Below are 17041 nucleotides of genomic sequence, written 5' to 3' on the forward strand. Positions count from 1 at the left end.
AGACCCCATGGCCACTCCCAGCGCTAGCTCTTATAACGCAGACGCCATCGAAGTCCTCTCGGGCCTCGACCCGGTGCGCAAACGCCCCGGCATGTACACCGACACCAGTCGGCCGAACCACCTCGCCCAGGAAGTCATCGACAACAGCGTCGACGAAGCCTTGGCCGGGCACGCGACGTCGGTGCAGGTCATCCTGCACGCCGATCACTCCCTGGAAGTCAGCGATGACGGCCGTGGCATGCCGGTGGACATCCACCCGGAAGAGGGTGTTTCGGGCGTCGAGCTGATCCTCACCAAACTCCATGCGGGCGGCAAGTTTTCCAACAAGAACTACCAGTTCTCCGGCGGTTTGCACGGGGTGGGTATTTCCGTGGTCAATGCCTTGTCGACCGAAGTCCGGGTGCGTGTCAAACGCGACGGCAACGAATACCAGATGACCTTCGCCGACGGTTACAAGAAAACCGAGCTGGAAGTAGTCGGCACCGTCGGCAAGCGCAATACCGGCACCAGCGTGTTCTTCGCACCGGACCCGAAGTATTTCGATTCACCGAAATTCTCCATCAGCCGCCTCAAGCACGTGCTCAAGGCCAAGGCCGTTCTGTGCCCGGGGCTGCTGGTCAGTTTTGAAGACAAGGCCACCGGCGAGAAAGTCGAATGGCATTACGAAGACGGCCTGCGCTCCTACCTGGTAGACGCCGTCAGCGAATTCGAACGCCTGCCGGACGAGCCGTTCTGCGGCAGCCTGGCCGGTAACAAGGAAGCCGTCGATTGGGCGTTGCTGTGGTTGCCCGAGGGTGGCGACAGCGTTCAGGAAAGCTACGTCAACCTGATCCCGACAGCCCAGGGCGGTACTCACGTCAACGGTCTGCGTCAGGGCTTGCTCGACGCCATGCGCGAGTTCTGCGAGTTCCGCAGCCTGTTGCCGCGTGGTGTGAAGCTGGCGCCGGAAGACGTCTGGGAGCGTATCGCGTTCGTGCTGTCGATGAAGATGCAGGAACCGCAATTCTCCGGCCAGACCAAGGAGCGCCTGTCATCCCGTGAAGCGGCCGCCTTCGTTTCCGGCGTGGTCAAGGATGCTTTCAGCCTGTGGCTCAACGCCAACCCGGAAACCGGCATGTTGCTGGCCGAGCTGGCGATCAACAACGCCGGCCGTCGTCTGAAGGCCAGCAAGAAGGTCGAGCGCAAACGCATTACCCAAGGGCCGGCATTGCCGGGCAAGCTCGCCGACTGCGCCGGGCAGGACCCGATGCGTTCCGAGCTGTTCCTGGTGGAAGGTGATTCCGCAGGCGGTTCGGCCAAGCAAGCGCGGGACAAAGAATTTCAGGCGATCCTGCCGTTGCGCGGCAAGATCCTGAACACCTGGGAAGTCGACGGCAGCGAAGTACTGGCCAGCCAGGAAGTGCACAACATCGCCGTGGCGATTGGTGTCGACCCGGGCGCGGCGGACATGAGCCAGTTGCGTTACGGCAAGATCTGCATCCTCGCCGACGCCGACTCCGACGGTCTGCACATCGCCACCTTGCTCTGCGCCTTGTTCGTCCAGCATTTCCGCCCACTGGTGGAGGCTGGTCACGTCTACGTCGCGATGCCGCCGCTGTACCGTATCGACCTGGGCAAAGAGATCTACTACGCCCTCGACGAGGCCGAGCGCGACGGCATCCTCGATCGCCTGGTGGCCGAGAAGAAACGCGGCAAGCCGCAGGTCACCCGATTCAAGGGCCTGGGTGAAATGAACCCGCCACAGTTGCGCGAAACCACCATGGACCCGAACACGCGGCGTCTGGTGCAATTGACGCTGGGTGAAGATTTCGCCGAGACCTCGGAAATGATGGACATGCTGCTGGCGAAAAAACGCGCGGGCGATCGCAAGACCTGGCTGGAATCCAAAGGCAACCTGGCCGAGGTTCTGGGCTGATGCGCTTTGGCTGGGCCCTGGCGTGCGCGTTGCTGCTGACTTCGGTAACGATTTGCGCGGAACCCGCGCCAGAGCTGCGCCTGTTGTCCGAACATGCCGTCGACGGCATGCGCGGCGGCAATCTGTCGGGGCTGGCCCAGTGTGGCAAGGAGCTGTGGACCGTTTCGGATCGCGACGATGATCAAATCTATCGCCTCGACACCCGCAACCCCACCTGGCAAGCCGAAACCGTGCACATTGACGTACCCCTGGTGCCCGACACCGGTTTGCCTTGGGGCTTGCGTGCGCGGACTTGGGCGGCATCGTTCGTGCGGGGCGGGGATCTGGATTTCGAAGGCATCACCTGTGACAGCGCGGGCAATCGTTATATCGTCAGCGAAGGCCACGCCGCGGTGTTGCAAGTACCGCCAACCGGGCCTGCGTCCTGGCTGAAAATCTCGCCGATGCTGGTGCGCGAAGCGCGGGCGAGCGGCATGTTGTTGCACTTCAATGCGTTGTTCGAAGGCCTGGCGATCAATCCGGCCGGTGACACGCTGTGGCTGGCCGCCGAACGTGAGCGCCGCGGTTTGTTGCTGATCAAGCGCCAGCAAACAGTGTGGGACTGCGACGGTAGCTGTGTGCTGCTGAGTGAAGGCGGGGTGGAAATGCAGCCAGCGCAATTTCCCCACGCCAGAGCGCGCCCTCGGGATTTTTCTGATCTGTCATTGTTCGACGGCAAGCTGTTTACCCTTGAGCGCAACGCCTTTCAGATCTGTCGCCGTGATGCGGTGACGACCAAGGTCGAGCGCTGCTGGTCGTTTGCTGCCGAGGCCTTGCAGGAAAACCGTCGTTATTCACAGCCCTTTGGGCTGGCGGAAGCGTTGATCGTGGACGTCGACGGTGCCTGGATCGGTATCGACAACAACTACGGTGCGCGCGCCGACGGTGAAGTACGGCCGATTGTGTGGCGCTTTGCCGCGCCTGAAGGTGGCTGGAGTGCCAAGCCATGAGTCAGCAACCGCCGGGCAAACGCGCCGGTCGGGTGTTGATGGTGCTGGCCTGGGGCGCCGCGCTGTTTCTGGCAACGCGGTTCTTCGGTCAATGGGAGGAGCGTCAACAGAATCCCAACACCGTCGTCAGCTCTGAGCAGGGCCAGGGTTTTATCGAGGTGAAGCTGATCGGTAACAGCCAGGGGCATTTTGTCGCCACCGGCCAGATCAACGGCCAGCCCGTGGAGTTCATGCTCGATACCGGCGCAACCGATGTGTCGATCCCGGCCGAAATGGCTGAACGATTGAAACTGGAAAAAGGCTTCGGGGTGACCCTGAGCACGGCCAATGGCTTGAGTGAGGGTTATCGGACCCGCCTCGACCGGCTGCAACTGGGCGCCATCGTGCTGCGTGACGTTCGCGCGCTGGTGGCGCCCGGTTTGCACGGCAATCAAGTGCTGCTCGGCATGAGCGCACTGAACAAACTTGAATTTACCCAGCGCGGTGGCACCATGCTGCTGCGCCAGACCACGAAATAATGAGGCCCGCATGAGCGACTCCCTTGATCTCAGCCTGGACGGTGTAGAACGCCGGTCACTGGCTGACTTCACCGAAAATGCCTACCTCAACTACTCCATGTACGTGATCATGGACCGTGCCTTGCCGCATATCGGCGACGGCCTGAAACCGGTACAGCGACGCATCGTCTATGCGATGAGCGAGTTGGGGCTGGACGCCGATTCCAAGCACAAGAAGTCGGCGCGTACCGTCGGTGACGTGCTCGGTAAATTCCACCCCCACGGCGACTCGGCGTGCTACGAAGCCATGGTGCTGATGGCCCAGCCGTTCAGCTACCGCTACACGCTGGTCGACGGCCAGGGTAACTGGGGTGCGCCGGATGATCCCAAGTCCTTCGCGGCCATGCGTTACACCGAAGCGCGGCTGTCGCGTTATTCCGAAGTGCTGCTCAGCGAACTGGGCCAGGGCACGGCGGACTGGGGCCCGAACTTCGACGGCACCCTGGAAGAACCTCTGGTGTTGCCGGCCCGTTTGCCGAACATCCTGCTCAACGGCACCACCGGTATCGCCGTGGGCATGGCCACCGACGTCCCGCCGCATAACCTGCGCGAAGTCGCGACCGCTTGCGTGCGCTTGCTGGATGAACCGAAAGCCACGGTCGAGCAGCTCTGCGAACACATTCAGGGCCCGGATTATCCGACCGAAGCGGAAATCATCACGCCGCGCGCCGACCTGCTGAAAATCTACGAAACCGGTCGCGGTTCGGTGCGCATGCGCGCTGTTTACCACGTCGAAGACGGCGACATCGTCGTGACGGCGCTGCCGCACCAGGTCTCTGGTGCCAAAGTGCTGGAGCAGATTGCCGCGATGATGCAGGCCAAACCGTCGAAAGCCCCGCAGATCGCGGACTTGCGCGACGAGTCGGACCACGAGAACCCTTGTCGCATCGTGATTATTCCGGTCAACAGCCGGGTCGATCACGAAGCGCTGATGCAGCACCTGTTCGCGACCACCGAGCTGGAATCCAGCTACCGGGTCAACATCAATATCATTGGCCTCGACGGCAAGCCGCAGCTCAAGAACCTGCGTGCATTGCTGGTGGAATGGCTGGAATTCCGCGTGCGGACCGTGCGTCGACGCCTGCAATTCCGTCTGGACAAGGTCGAGCGTCGCCTGCACCTGTTGGACGGCTTGCTGATTGCCTACCTCAACCTGGATGAAGTGATCCACATCATCCGTACCGAGGAGCATCCGAAGGCCAGTCTGATCGAGCGTTTCGCCCTGAGCGAGATCCAGGCCGATTACATTCTCGACACCCGTTTGCGTCAGTTGGCGCGACTGGAAGAAATGAAGCTGCGTGCCGAGCAGGACGAACTGCTCAAGGAGCAGGCCAAGCTGCAAGCCCTGCTGGGCAGCGAAGCCAAGCTGAAGAAACTGGTACGCAGCGAGCTGATCAAAGACGCCGAAACCTATGGCGACGACCGTCGTTCGCCAATCGTCGAGCGCGCCGAAGCCAAAGCGATGACCGAGCACGATCTGCTGCCGAACGAGAAAGTGACGGTCGTGTTGTCGGAAAAAGGCTGGGTTCGCTCCGCCAAAGGTCACGACATCGACGCCACCGGGTTGTCCTATAAGGCAGGGGATGGCTTCAAGACCTCAGCGGCCGGGCGTTCCAACCAGTTTGCGGTGTTTATCGACTCCACCGGTCGCAGTTATTCGGTCGCGACCCACACCTTGCCGTCGGCCCGTGGCCAGGGCGAACCGCTGACCGGGCGCCTGACGCCGCCACCAGGGGCGAGCTTCGAATGCGTGCTGATGCCTGAAGACGATGCGCTGTACGTGATCGCATCCGACGCCGGTTACGGTTTTGTGGTCAAGGGCGAAGACCTGCAAGCCAAGAACAAGGCGGGCAAGGCCCTGTTGAGCCTGCCGAACAACGCCAAGGTCATCCTGCCGCGCCCGGTGGCCGACCGTGAGCACAACTGGCTGGCCTCGGTGACCACCGAGGGTCGCCTGCTGATCTTCAAAATCAGCGATCTGCCACAATTAGGTAAAGGTAAAGGGAATAAGATCATCGGGATTCCCGGTGAGCGTGTTGCCAGTCGCGAAGAATATGTCACGGACATCGCTGTTTTGCCGGAGGGCGCCACTTTGGTGCTGCAGGCCGGCAAACGTACCTTGTCGCTGAAGGCGGACGACCTTGAACACTACAAAGGTGAGCGTGGGCGTCGCGGTAATAAGCTGCCACGCGGTTTTCAGAGAGTGGATGCGCTGTTCGTCGAAAACCTCAATTAAGCGTCCTAGAGCGCTCGATCTACGATTTAACGCGTAGATCGACGCTTTGGCGCTGGAGTCGGAACGCATATTCACGGATGATATGGCCTTTCAAGCGCCGGCGTAGCCGAGTGTTCTTCATATTTTTTGAGTATTTTCACTGTGGTGAGCCTTGTGGCAGCCACCTGGATGGGACGATGACTGCTCTGCGCCTTCCTTTTATTTTGATGCTCGCTGGCGTTCTTGGCCTGGCGGGTTGCAGCGTGCACCAGCCGGTGTCGCTGTATCAGCTGGACAGCGGAAGTCCGGCTCAGCCTGCGCAAAGCGCGGGCATGGCGGTATTGTTGGGCCCGGTAACGGTTGCTGATTACCTGCAACGCGAAACCTTGTTGCAACGTCAGCCGGATGGCAGCCTTCAAGCGTCGGCCGACGGTCGTTGGGCCGGCAGCCTGTCGTCGGACATCGATCAGCTGTTGCTGCGTCAGGTCGCTGGTCATCTGGACAGCCAACGCGTTGTCCTGGCACCTGCGACAGTGGGCTTCACGCCGGATGTTCAGGTTCTGCTGACCATCACCCGTCTGGACTCGGGTGTGTCGCAACCGGCGATCCTGGACGCGCAATGGCGCCTGATCGATCGTCGTGGTCAGGTGCGTGATAACCGTATCGTTCATCTGCAGGAGCAGCACTCCGGCGGCACGGCGTCTCAGGTTCAGGCCCAGGGTGTGTTGCTGCAGCGTCTGGCCGAGCAACTGTCCACAGCGCTCAAGCCACTGGCCAACCAGCCACCGATCGCTGAAGCACCGCGTAAACCGGCTGCCAAACCGGCAGCACCGGCAGCAGAGCCGGAGAAACAGCCAAAGATCCCGATGGCCTCGCCGATTCGTACGGATATGGAAGTGTTCAGGTTCTGAGCCTGGATTGAGTCCAGAACAAAGCCCGCCTTGTGCGGGCTTTGTTGTTTTTGCGGGTTGGTTGTAGCAGCTCGGCAGCTGCTACAAGAGTTAAGGGACAACAAAAAGCCCGCAGACGATCACTCATCTGCGGGCTTCTCTATAGCGGGCACAAGGTTACGGGTTATGCCCGGCGTTCGTGCATCCGCGCCAGTTGCCGCTCCAGCATCGATGGATAAGGCTCCATCAGGCGTTCTACGCAGCACGCACCCTCAGGGCTTGCAATCGGGCGGATCCGCGCACGCTGGCGAATCAGCGCGTCATCGCTGATCTTGCGCTCCACCAGCAGCAGGTTGCGGCTATGTTGCGACAGGGCCAGCGCATCCTGAGCGGTTTCGGTCAGCAGCAGGTCGATCTGGCTCAAGCTGAACAGTTCGTCGCCCAGTGTCAGGCCCAACTGCAATTGCAGGGTGATGCCGCTGTCGGCGACTTCGATCTGCAATTGATGGCCCAGGGCGCGCAGCAGCTCACCGCAGCAGATGGCGTTGGTCAGGTAGTCATCGCCGCTGTCTTCGGTGTGGAACAGCATCAGTGTGCTGCCATCGTTCAGGGTGTGCAGTTCGCTCTGGTAGAGCGACGCCGCCTGATCGAGGCAATCGCGGTAGCGTTTGAGCAGCTCTTCCAGACGTGCGCGGGGCAGGCGACGCAGTTGATCCTGCGCGCCCAGTTGTACCGCCAGTACCGCGCTGTGTTGAGGTACGTTCGATACCTGCGGCTTTGCGATGGATTTCGGCGCATTGTCTGTCGAGTCGTCACGCAGATCGGCAAACGGGTCTTCGTCATCCTCGTCGTCTTCGACCGTGCTGACAATGCGCCGCGGCGCAGGCTTGAGACCTGCCACCGGTCGGCTTTCATCGAAGCTCGGATCACGCAAGTTGCGTACTTCGAAGGCCGGATCGGTCTCTTCGTCGTCATCGCTGTCGTCGAACTCGGGCTCTGGAACGGGCTCGGGTTCGGCCGGCTCCGGCGCGAAATTGGCGTGCAGCTGACGAGCCAGATCGCCGACTTCATCCTGACGCTCGGTGGCCGGGGTGTATTCGTCGATATTGCGCAGCCATACCCTCAGCTGCAGCAGCGGCGTGGAGATATTGCGGCCCAGGCGCAGGCTCAAGGCCAGGGACAGCGCCAGCAGAATCGCGCTCAGAATGCCCATGCTTTGCAGGCTGATGGTCATCGGCTGCTGGAACTGATCCATGTCCAGGCTGATGCGCAGTTGCCCGGCGGTCACGTCCTGGAAGGTGATCTTGCTCTGGTACATGCCTTCGGCTTCGCCCAGCAGGCCGTGCTTGGGACGCTGACCGGCTTCGGCGAGGATGCGGTTATCCACGCTGTAGATGGCAGCGTGGGCCACCAGCTTGTTCTTGGTCAGGTTGTTGAGCAGCACATTCAGGCTGAGGATGTCGTTGGACACCAACAGCTCCGTGGCCGACGTAGCCGTCTGGGTAGTCAGGCTTTCGCCCAGGGCATCCGCCTGCTCGTGCATGGCCTGCTTGAACTGCAAACCCATCACACAGGCATAGATCACCAGGGCCAGAGCGACCAGGATCACGTTATGGCTGGCAATGCGTAATGCGATCGGTACACGGCGATGACGCAGTGCCCGGAAGATCAGCAGAAAGAAGTTGTCGGTTTTTACTGGCGTGGGCCGGTTCACTTGAGCTCGGCTCTTTGTCCGTGAAGTTGACGCGCAGTATAGCGACAGGCCCTAGGCCGTCAAAGCGCTCGCGGTGCCCGATGGTCACTGAAAATGGGTAGAATGCGGTTTTTTTCCACCTGCGGGGGTGCGCCTTGCGCGAAATCGTCCTGATAAACATCACGGGAGTCGACCGTCCGGGTCTGACTGCGGCCATAACCGGCGTTCTGGCCCAGGGTGGTGTGAACATTCTCGACATCGGTCAGGCGGTGATCCACGACACCCTGTCGTTCGGCATCCTGGTTGAAATTCCTGACACCGAGCAAGGCAACTCGGTGCTCAAAGACATCCTGTTCAAAGGCTATGAGCTTGAGCAACAAGTGCGTTTCACGCCGGTGTCCGAAGAGGATTACCAGCAGTGGGTCGGCAACCAGGGCAAGAAACGCCACATCGTCACCCTGTTGACCCGCAAAGTGACCGCCGAGCAATTGCAGCGTGTGAGTTCGATCACCGCCAAATACGGTCTGAACATCGACCATATCGACCGTCTGTCCGGCCGCATGCCGCTGGACACCCCGGCCGACAAGGGCAAGGGTTGCATCGAGTTTTCCGTGCGTGGCGAAGCGGCTGACCCGCAAGCGCTGCGGGCTGAATTCCTCAGCGTTGCGCAAGAGCTGAACGTCGACATCGCCTTCCAGGAAGATTCGCTGTTCCGCCGTAACCGTCGTCTGGCGGTGTTCGACATGGACTCGACGCTGATTGAAGCCGAGGTCATCGACGAACTGGCCAAGGCCGCCGGCGTTGGCGACCAGGTGTCCGCGATTACTGAGCGGGCGATGGCCGGCGAGCTGGACTTCCGCGCCAGCTTCAAGGAGCGCCTGGCCTTGCTGCAAGGGCTGGACGTCAGCGTGCTGGACTCCATCGGTGCTTCCCTGCGCCTGACCGAGGGCGCCGAAACCCTGTTCGCCGAACTCAAGCGCCTGGGCTACAAGACCGCGATTCTGTCGGGCGGCTTCACTTACTTCGCCAAGCAACTGCAGGCCAAGCTGGGCATCGACTATGTGTTCGCCAACGAACTGGAAGTGGTCGATGGCAAGGTCACCGGCGTGGCGGTCGAGCCGATTGTCGATGCACAGCGCAAGGCGGATTTGCTGCGTGAGCTGGCGCATAAAGAAGGTTTGCGTCTGGAGCAGACTATTGCCGTCGGTGACGGTGCCAACGACCTGCCGATGCTGGCGATTGCCGGGCTGGGCGTAGCGTTCCGCGCCAAACCATTGGTCAAACAATCGGCGAAGCAGGCGATTTCCACCCTTGGGCTGGATGGCGTGCTGTATCTGCTGGGTTTCCGGGATCGCGACGGGCAGCTCTGAGTTTTCGACCGTCCGGGCGAGCCCTATCGCGAGCCTGCTCGCGATAGGGGCACCCTCTGGGACTCGCCGTTATAGCGACTTCCACAACGAATCAAATTCTTGCGCGACCCCGACCACGCCGCCTTCCGCGGCGTTTTCGTTTCTGGCTACCTCCAGGGAGCGGTAGGCAAACTGATTGAAGCTGTTGGTGCTCGTCATCCGTCGCTCCAGCTCGGCCGGGCGTTCCTGGCCATTGGTGTTGATCAGCACCTTATTCCCTTCCTGGAACGGCAGGCGCGGGGTGAGCAGGGTGGCCGGCAGGTCGATGGCGCTGATGGCGGGCAGTAACAGCCCGCGCAAGTACTGGCTGTGTTCGTCGTCGGAGCGAATCAGTTGCAGGCCGCAGGGCTCGGCGTAAGGCGCAACCTGCTCGATACCCATCTGCGTGCCACCGCCCCGTACCTGGCGGATCCAGCGCACCACGGCAACGCTCCAGCCTTGACCGGCCGTATCCTCGATACCGACCATTTCGCCAGCCTGCAGTTCGGCAGGCACTGCGCCGGGCCAGGCCAGGCAATAACCGCCAGGGCTGTGATTGATCACCGGTAGCGCGTAGGTCGGGAAATGCTGTTGGCCGGACGCCTCGTGGTTGTCATGTTTCTGAAGGTGTGGATATTCGATCTCTTCGTAGGGCAGCAGCGTGTCTGCCGTGCCATGGGGGGCGGCGTCGAAGGCCTGTTTCCATTGGTCCTTGGCGCGTCCTGTCGGCTCGGTTGCCGAGAACTGCGCGGGACGGGCGCCGGGTTTTTTCAGGATGTCGTTGAACGGGCGTTTGCCACCGAGATAAAAGTGCAGGGCGCTCATGCCCACGCACAGGGTCAACGTGCCGTGGCCGACGGTGCGCTGGAAGCCGCGCTCGGAGGCCTGCCCCCAGGCGGCATGCAGGTGTTGCAGCGTATCCAGATTGAGGCCCATCGGAACCGGCAGCGGCGATGCCTTGTCGGCCGATTGTTGCAGATGGGTTTCGATGGCGGCGACCAGGGGCTGCGGGTCGATCCCCAACAAGCGCTCCTGGTGTTCGGCCGGGAACTTGGTGCGATAACGCGGGCCGCTGTCGAGGTCCGAGGCGACGGCAAACAGCCCGCTGTCCGGTTTGGCTGGTTGCAGTTTGATCCATTGGCTCCAGGGTTCCAGCACCTCGGCGAGCCGGGCGATCTGGTTCTGGCGCAGTTGATTGCAGCGTGAAGCGCCCAGCAGGAGGGCGACGACGTAGGTCTGCTCGATACTCAGGCTTTGCGTCTGGCTGGCCAGTTCATCGCGCACGCTCTGATGTTGCAGCTGATGTTCGCAGCCGATCCGGTACAGCTGATGCAGTTCCAGCCACAGCCCTTCGGGCGCCGGGCAATAGAGCTCAGTTGCGCGGATCAAAGTACCGTTCAAGCAATGGACGGCACGTTGCAATGACTGGGTCAGCAGCGGCGCACGGTCTTTACTGAAGCGCGGTGCGATGCGGACGACGATCTGCTTGTAGCCGATCGCCAAGTGGCTCTGCAGCGCCTGGCAAAGGTTGGCGATTTTGCGCGAGCGCTCGTCGAGCACAATGGCCTGGTGCAGAAAATGCCGCTCCAGGTGCTTGCAGACGTAATACACCTCGGGCCGCAGCAATTCGAGCAATTGCAGGCGATTGTCGCTGGGTGTGAGCAACTGGTTGAGTTCGCTCAGGCCTTGATACAACTGGCGAGCGGTTTCGCCGATGTTGGCTTTGGGCAGGTTGGCGATCCAGCGCTTGAGGTCGCGTGGCGTGGCTTCGCAGAAAGACAGGCGCGACTGCGTCGGGATCGGTGCGCGTAGCAGCAGGGCAGGATTGGTCTCATTCATGCCGTGGACAAACTCCGACCGTGAAATGGGCAACGAATGACTTTGACTGTAGCAGCTATGAACGCTGGAGGAGGGGGCGCAGCGGGAGGAAATGTCCGATCCCACGAAAGGCGTTCGTGGGATCGGATCGAGGGATCAGGCGGTTGGCAGGCCGATGCCCTGGCCCATCTGCACTGGCGAAAGGGCGCCCAGCCCTTCAGCCCATTTCACTTGATCCGGCCCGAACAGCACGACCGCCGTAGAACCGAGCTTGAAACGACCCAGTTCCGCACCTTTTTCCAAGTGAATCGGCGCACGGGCCGCTTCGTCGTAGCGGAAGGTTTTCAGCTCGCGTTTTGGCGGTGTGACCAAGCCAGCCCAGACGGTTTCGATCGACGCGACAATCATCGCGCCCACCAGTACCACGGCCATCGGGCCGCGTTCAGTGTCGAAAATGCACGCTACACGCTCATTGCGGGCGAACAGTTCCGGAACGTTTTCAGCGGTGGTCTGGTTGACCGAGAATATGCGGCCGGGGATGTAGACCATCTCGCGCAGGGTGCCGGCCAGCGGCATGTGCACACGGTGGTAGTCTTTCGGCGACAGGTAAATGGTGGCGAAATCGCCGCCCATGAAGGGCGCTGCGTTGGCTGCGTCGCCACCCAGCAGTTCCAGCACGCTGAAGCTGTGGCCCTTGGCCTGGAAAACGCGACCGTGTTCGATCGGGCCGAGCTGGCTGACGGCACCGTCGGCCGGGCTGAGGATCGCGCCCGGGGTTTGATCCAGCGGGCGAGCGCCGTCTTTCAAGGCGCGGGTGAAGAACGCATTGAAGTGCTCGTAAGCGGTCAGGTCTTCGACCAGCGCCTGGGACATGTCCACTTGATAACGCTTGGCGAACCAGGCGGTAAAGGCGTTCTTGAACCAGCGCACACGGCATTCGGCAATGCAGCCGGCCAGTCGCGAGAGCAAGTGATGGGGCAGCAGGTATTGGCTGAGGATAAACAAACGCTTATTCATTAACTGTCCTTGAAAAACTTAAATCTCTACGGGCGTGTCAGGGTGGTTGCCCCATTCGCCCCAGGAGCCGGCGTAGCCTTTGACCCGCGGATAACCGAGCGCCTTGGCCACCAGATAGGTGAAGCCAGAACGATGGTGTGTCTGGCAGTGGGTAATGACTTCTTTGTCTTTGGTAATGCCGAGTTGTTCCAGGATTTTCGGCATGTCGGTGCGGATGCGCAGGTTGCGCGCCTGATCCATGCCGGCGGTCCATTCGAAATTGACCGCGCCGGGGATGTGCCCGCCCTTGGCCGCCAGCACTTTCTCGCCGGAGTATTCCAGCGGGCCGCGTGCGTCCCAGATCGCCAGGTCAGCAGCGCCGAGGCGGCTTTGCAGGTATTCGCGGGTGGCGACAGGTTCGTCGTGCAGGGTCAGGGCGACCGGGCCGCCGACTGCCGGCGGGATCTGGATCGACATGGGCAAGCCTTCCGCCAGCCAGGCCGGCAGGCCGCCGTCGACATAGTGATATTTGCTGTGGCCGATGACATCCAGCAGCCAGATAAAGCGCCCGGCCCAACCGCCGCCTTCGTCGTCATAGACGACATAGACTGCATCGGGGTTGTGCCCCAGTTCGCCGAACAATGCTTCAAGCGCGGCGTGGGTCGGCAACAGGCCAGGCGCAGGTGCCTGCCCCAGCTGAGTGCGTTTTGGATCGACAAAGCGTGCACCGGGGATATGCCCTTCGGCATAGCGGGCGCTGCTGGTCAGGTCCACCAGAATCAGTTCGCGGGAGTCGAGACGCGGGAGCAGGTCGCTCGGTTCGATCACCAGCGCCAAGCCAGAGAAGTCAGACATGTGAGGTCTCCAGAGCACAAAGGGGAGGATTGTAGCGCAGCGTCATGAGGGCCTGTTATCAGTTATTTTGGGGCAGGAAATAACTGATAATAGGCCCTAGCGGTGGCTAAAGCTGTGCAGGGCCTTTTCGATGCATTGAGCGGTTTTGCCGAACGCTTGCACGGTGATTTCCGAGAACGGTCCGCCGCCCTGATCCGCTACCACGATCATGATCACCCGGCCGTTGTTGACCAGTGAGCGCAGCAGCAGGTGTTCGCCGCTGAACTGTGAGCGCAGGCTGGCTGGCAGCAGGGCCGAGAATTGTGCGTTGTTGGCCGGCGTCAGGCGCACCTGGGCCTGTTGCGCGAGCAGGCGTTGCAGCACGGTGCTCTGACTGACCACCAGGTTCAGGCCGGCCACTTCCTTGGGCAGCCCGGCGGTCTGGTGCACACGCAAATTGGCGTGCGTGCGATCGGCCATCAGAATCATCACCCGGCGCATGCCACACGCCACCAGGGCGTCCCGGGCCGATGTGGTCAAGTGCATGGCATTGGTAAAGCGGCTCGGCTCCACCAGCAATTCGGCGCATTGCTTGCGCCACTTCGCCAGGTCTTCGGTGGTCGGTGCCGGTGCGGGCAACAAACCGGCATGAACGCGGTGCGCACCCGGTGGCCAGATCAGCGATTCGGCCGGGTGCCAGAGGTCTGGCATGGCGTGTTGGCGAGCGCTGTTGGCGGCCTGCTGGTGCAATTGTTGTTGCACCTCATCCATCGGCATTTGCAGGTAAAGGCTGGTTAGGTACTGCCAGCGCTCGCAATGGGGGCTGTCCCAGGCCTGTTGTGCCGCCAGCGCCAGACCGTTTGCCAGCAGCACGGTATTGGCAGGCTGATTGAGCCAGCGGCGCAACGTCGGGTCGTCATCAAGGTGGTTCTGTTGGCGCAATGGGTGGTCGCTGTCGCGCGCGATGCGCAGGACTTTCACCAGCTCACGTTGTTCGCTGCGCAGCAGCCGATAACCTTGCTGTATCCAGATCGGCAGGCGCCAGACGTCCACCAGTGCCAGACAGATGTCCAGCAGGCGCACGCCGAACAATTGCTTTTCGACTTTGCGTGCCGACTCGCCTTTATGGATGACCCGCAACTCCCACTCTTCAAGCAACTGCGGATGGGTCAGCGCCATGGGCCAGAGTGGCGAAAGAAACAGCAGGCTGCCCCAGTGGATGTCCTGCCACAGTCGCGCCAGGCGACTGGCGAAAAAGCCGTTGGCCTGTTGAGTGGCGTGCTGGCTGATCAGTTGAAGCTGGCGCAGGGCGACGGGGATTTGCAATTGGGGTTCGGCGGGCAGGCGGTCGAGCAGTTCTTCGGTGCGTTTCAAACCGAGGCGATTGATCGCCACCTCAAGGTTTTCAGCAGGCTCGGTCATGCTGCCATGGGTGTGACGGTTGGCTTCGCGAATCACGCTCAAGGCCAGGGCCGGGCTTTCCTGCATCAGGTCGGCGATGTCGCGCAGCGAGCTGCGGTTATCGCGGATCGCTTTGCAGACCCGGTCGTGGCTGGCTTGCGGAACCGGCAGGCGTACGCCATCGAGAAGCTTGACCCAGCCTTCAAGCGTGGTTGGTTTGGGCGTTGGGACGTTCGTTTCGTTAGCCATGTCTGGACGCGATCATCGTCTGCTTTACCTATGCCCTGAACGGGTCAAATTAGCTTTTCGCCTTAACTGGCTATAGTCTGGCGCAGTTTTGCCGATAAGTAGAAGAAGAGATTTTTTAACTTCCGAATATGACCTTGAACCCGACTCAGTAAGTGCTCTCCTACCTATGGCTAAAATTATCGGCATCATCGTCGTATTCGCGAGCGTGCTCGGCGGATACGTGCTTTCCCACGGCAAGATTGCCGCTCTCATCCAGCCTTTCGAGGTGATGATTATCGGCGGCGCGGCCCTTGGCGCCTTCCTGCAGGCCAACCCCGGCCACATGACAATGCACGTGCTCAAGAAGTCCTTGGGCATGTTCAGTTCGCGTTTCAACCACACCTTCTACCTGGAAGTGCTGGGGCTGATTTACGAGATCCTCAACAAGAGCCGTCGCGAAGGCATGATGGCGATCGAAGGCGACATCGAAGATGCCGCCGCGAGCCCGATCTTCGCCAAGTACCCGGCGGTGCTCAAAGACGAACGCATGACCGCGTTCATCTGCGATTACCTGCGCATCATGTCCTCCGGCAACATGGCTCCCCATGAGCTGGAAGGCCTGTTCGACATGGAACTCTACAGCCTCAAGGAAGACCTCGAGCACCCGTCCCACGCGGTGAACGGCATTGCCGACGCCATGCCCGGTTTCGGTATCGTCGCGGCGGTATTGGGGATCGTGGTGACCATGGCATCCCTGGGCGAAGGCGACCAGAAGTCCATCGGTCTGCACGTGGGTGCGGCACTGGTCGGTACCTTCTTCGGTATTCTCGCGGCCTACGGTTTCTTTGGTCCGCTGGCCCACTCCCTGGCTCACGATGCCAAGGAAGAACTGAACACCTACGAAGCCATCAAGGCTTCGCTGGTGGCTTCGGCTTCCGGGATGCCGCCGTCGCTGGCGGTGGAGTTCGGTCGCAAGGTTCTGTACCCGGCGCACCGTCCTAGCTTCGCTGAGCTGGAACAAGCGGTTCGCGGTCGTTAAGTCATGGAAAATAACCAGCCGATAATCATCAAGCGCGTCAAGCGCATCGCCGGAGGGCATCACGGGGGCGCCTGGAAAATCGCCTTCGCGGACTTCGCGACGGCGATGATGGCGTTCTTCCTGGTGTTGTGGCTGCTGTCCACCGCGACGCCTGAACAGAAGATCGCCATCGCCGGTTACTTCAAGGACCCGGTCGGGTTTTCCGAAAGCGGTACACCGTACATCATCGACCTGGGCGGCACGCCGACCCTGGCGCCGGAGAACACCCTCAACCCGGAGGTGAAATCTCAGCCGCAGCCAGACAAGGTGACCATCGACGCCGAGCAGGTTGAAGGCATGGCCGAGCAGGTCGAGAAGGAACGCCTGGAGTTGTTGCTGCAAGAGTTGCAGAACAAGGTCAATGAAAACCCGCAATTGCAGAAATTCAAGGACCAGATCCTCTTCGAGATCACCCAGGACGGTTTGCGCATCCAGATCATGGACGCCGAAAACCGCCCGATGTTCGACTCTGGCAGTGCGCGTCTGAAGCCGTACTTCGAAGACATTCTGCTGGCCATGGCCGACACCATCAAAGCGGTGCCGAACAAGATCAGCATCAGCGGCCACACCGATGCCAAGCCGTACTCGGGCACCGGCGATTTCGGTAACTGGGAACTCTCGGCCAATCGCGCCAACGCGGCTCGTCGTGCATTGGTCGCCGGCAGTTATCCGGATGCCCAGGTCGCGCGAGTCGTCGGTTATGCCTCGTCGGCGCTGTTCGACAGGGAGAACCCGTTCAATCCGGTCAACCGCCGGATCGACATCGTGGTGCTGACCAAGAAAGCCCAGCGCGCCATCGAAGGTGAACAAGGTGCCGAACCGGCGCCAGCGCCGACGCAAGGGCAGGGTGGCCCGGGCGAAGTGCATGCGCCGCCAGCCGATCCGAACGCATTGCCGGCGGATAAGGAACCGCTGCCGGCACACGAACTTCGTGAGCGTTTGAATCTGTTTGATAATCCGGCGCCGAAGCCGGGCGAACCGCCCAAACCCGCTGTACCGCCCAAGCAATAACCTGCAGAAAAGCCACCATGAGTGGCTT

13 protein-coding genes are annotated in these 17041 nt (G+C 61.2%); 8 read left to right on the forward strand and 5 right to left on the reverse strand.

Annotated elements, in window-relative coordinates; genetic code table 11:
- Positions 1-7 precede the first annotated feature (7 nt).
- The 5 genes from parE to FFH90_RS03555 all read left to right on the forward strand — a co-directional run bounded on the left by parE (position 8) and on the right by FFH90_RS03555 (position 6587).
- Positions 8-1915 carry a DNA topoisomerase IV subunit B gene (parE, locus tag FFH90_RS03535; RefSeq protein ID WP_018928524.1) on the forward strand — a complete coding sequence of 636 codons (1908 nt, stop codon included), beginning with the start codon at positions 8-10 and terminating at the stop codon, positions 1913-1915.
- Positions 1915-2904: an esterase-like activity of phytase family protein gene (locus FFH90_RS03540; protein ID WP_064616003.1), complete on the forward strand. Its 990-nt coding sequence runs from the start codon at positions 1915-1917 to the stop codon at positions 2902-2904. The genes parE and FFH90_RS03540 overlap by 1 nt, the downstream gene beginning before the upstream one ends.
- On the forward strand, positions 2901-3422 hold the full coding sequence (locus FFH90_RS03545) for a TIGR02281 family clan AA aspartic protease (protein WP_018928522.1): 522 nt from the start codon (positions 2901-2903) through the stop codon (positions 3420-3422). The genes FFH90_RS03540 and FFH90_RS03545 overlap by 4 nt, the downstream gene beginning before the upstream one ends.
- A 10-nt stretch (positions 3423-3432) precedes the next feature.
- The gene (parC, locus tag FFH90_RS03550; RefSeq protein ID WP_018928521.1) at positions 3433-5697 is read left to right on the forward strand and encodes a DNA topoisomerase IV subunit A; all 2265 of its coding nucleotides are present in this window, start codon (positions 3433-3435) and stop codon (positions 5695-5697) included.
- A gap of 176 nt (positions 5698-5873) precedes the next feature.
- The gene (locus FFH90_RS03555; RefSeq protein WP_018928520.1) at positions 5874-6587 is read left to right on the forward strand and encodes a membrane integrity-associated transporter subunit PqiC; all 714 of its coding nucleotides are present in this window, start codon (positions 5874-5876) and stop codon (positions 6585-6587) included.
- A 163-nt stretch (positions 6588-6750) separates the two neighbouring features.
- Here FFH90_RS03555 and FFH90_RS03560 read toward each other — a convergent pair whose 3' ends face one another.
- On the reverse strand, positions 6751-8280 hold the full coding sequence (locus tag FFH90_RS03560; protein ID WP_138866690.1) for an AhpA/YtjB family protein: 1530 nt from the start codon (positions 8278-8280) through the stop codon (positions 6751-6753).
- A gap of 134 nt (positions 8281-8414) precedes the next feature.
- On the opposite strand from FFH90_RS03560, the gene serB reads away from it, so the two are divergent.
- The gene (gene serB, locus FFH90_RS03565) at positions 8415-9629 is read left to right on the forward strand and encodes a phosphoserine phosphatase SerB (RefSeq protein WP_007939616.1); all 1215 of its coding nucleotides are present in this window, start codon (positions 8415-8417) and stop codon (positions 9627-9629) included.
- 69 nt (positions 9630-9698) lie between these two features.
- Here serB and FFH90_RS03570 read toward each other — a convergent pair whose 3' ends face one another.
- From FFH90_RS03570 to FFH90_RS03585, 4 genes are all read right to left on the reverse strand, one after another.
- Entirely contained in the window at positions 9699-11486 is a 1788-nt protein-coding gene (locus tag FFH90_RS03570) for a molecular chaperone (protein WP_138866691.1), read from the reverse strand.
- A 135-nt stretch (positions 11487-11621) separates the two neighbouring features.
- Positions 11622-12482 carry an archaetidylserine decarboxylase gene (asd, locus tag FFH90_RS03575; RefSeq protein ID WP_007939614.1) on the reverse strand — a complete coding sequence of 287 codons (861 nt, stop codon included), beginning with the start codon at positions 12480-12482 and terminating at the stop codon, positions 11622-11624.
- 18 nt (positions 12483-12500) lie between these two features.
- On the reverse strand, positions 12501-13316 hold the full coding sequence (gene rhdA / locus FFH90_RS03580) for a thiosulfate sulfurtransferase (RefSeq protein ID WP_007939613.1): 816 nt from the start codon (positions 13314-13316) through the stop codon (positions 12501-12503).
- Between the two features lie 96 nt (positions 13317-13412).
- Positions 13413-14945 (reverse strand): HDOD domain-containing protein, encoded by a 1533-nt coding sequence (locus FFH90_RS03585; protein WP_138866692.1) that lies wholly within the window; start codon positions 14943-14945, stop codon positions 13413-13415.
- 166 nt (positions 14946-15111) lie between these two features.
- Here FFH90_RS03585 and motA point away from each other — a divergent pair, with 166 nt between their 5' ends.
- Both motA and motB read left to right on the forward strand, forming a co-directional pair.
- Positions 15112-15963 carry a flagellar motor stator protein MotA gene (motA, locus tag FFH90_RS03590; RefSeq protein WP_018928515.1) on the forward strand — a complete coding sequence of 284 codons (852 nt, stop codon included), beginning with the start codon at positions 15112-15114 and terminating at the stop codon, positions 15961-15963.
- A 3-nt stretch (positions 15964-15966) separates the two neighbouring features.
- Complete coding sequence (gene motB, locus FFH90_RS03595) at positions 15967-17013, forward strand: flagellar motor protein MotB (protein WP_018928514.1); 1047 nt, start codon at positions 15967-15969, stop codon at positions 17011-17013.
- The last annotated feature ends 28 nt before the right edge of the window (positions 17014-17041 follow it).

The sequence above is a fragment of the Pseudomonas sp. ATCC 43928 genome (assembly GCF_005938665.2).
GTDB lineage: Bacteria > Pseudomonadota > Gammaproteobacteria > Pseudomonadales > Pseudomonadaceae > Aquipseudomonas.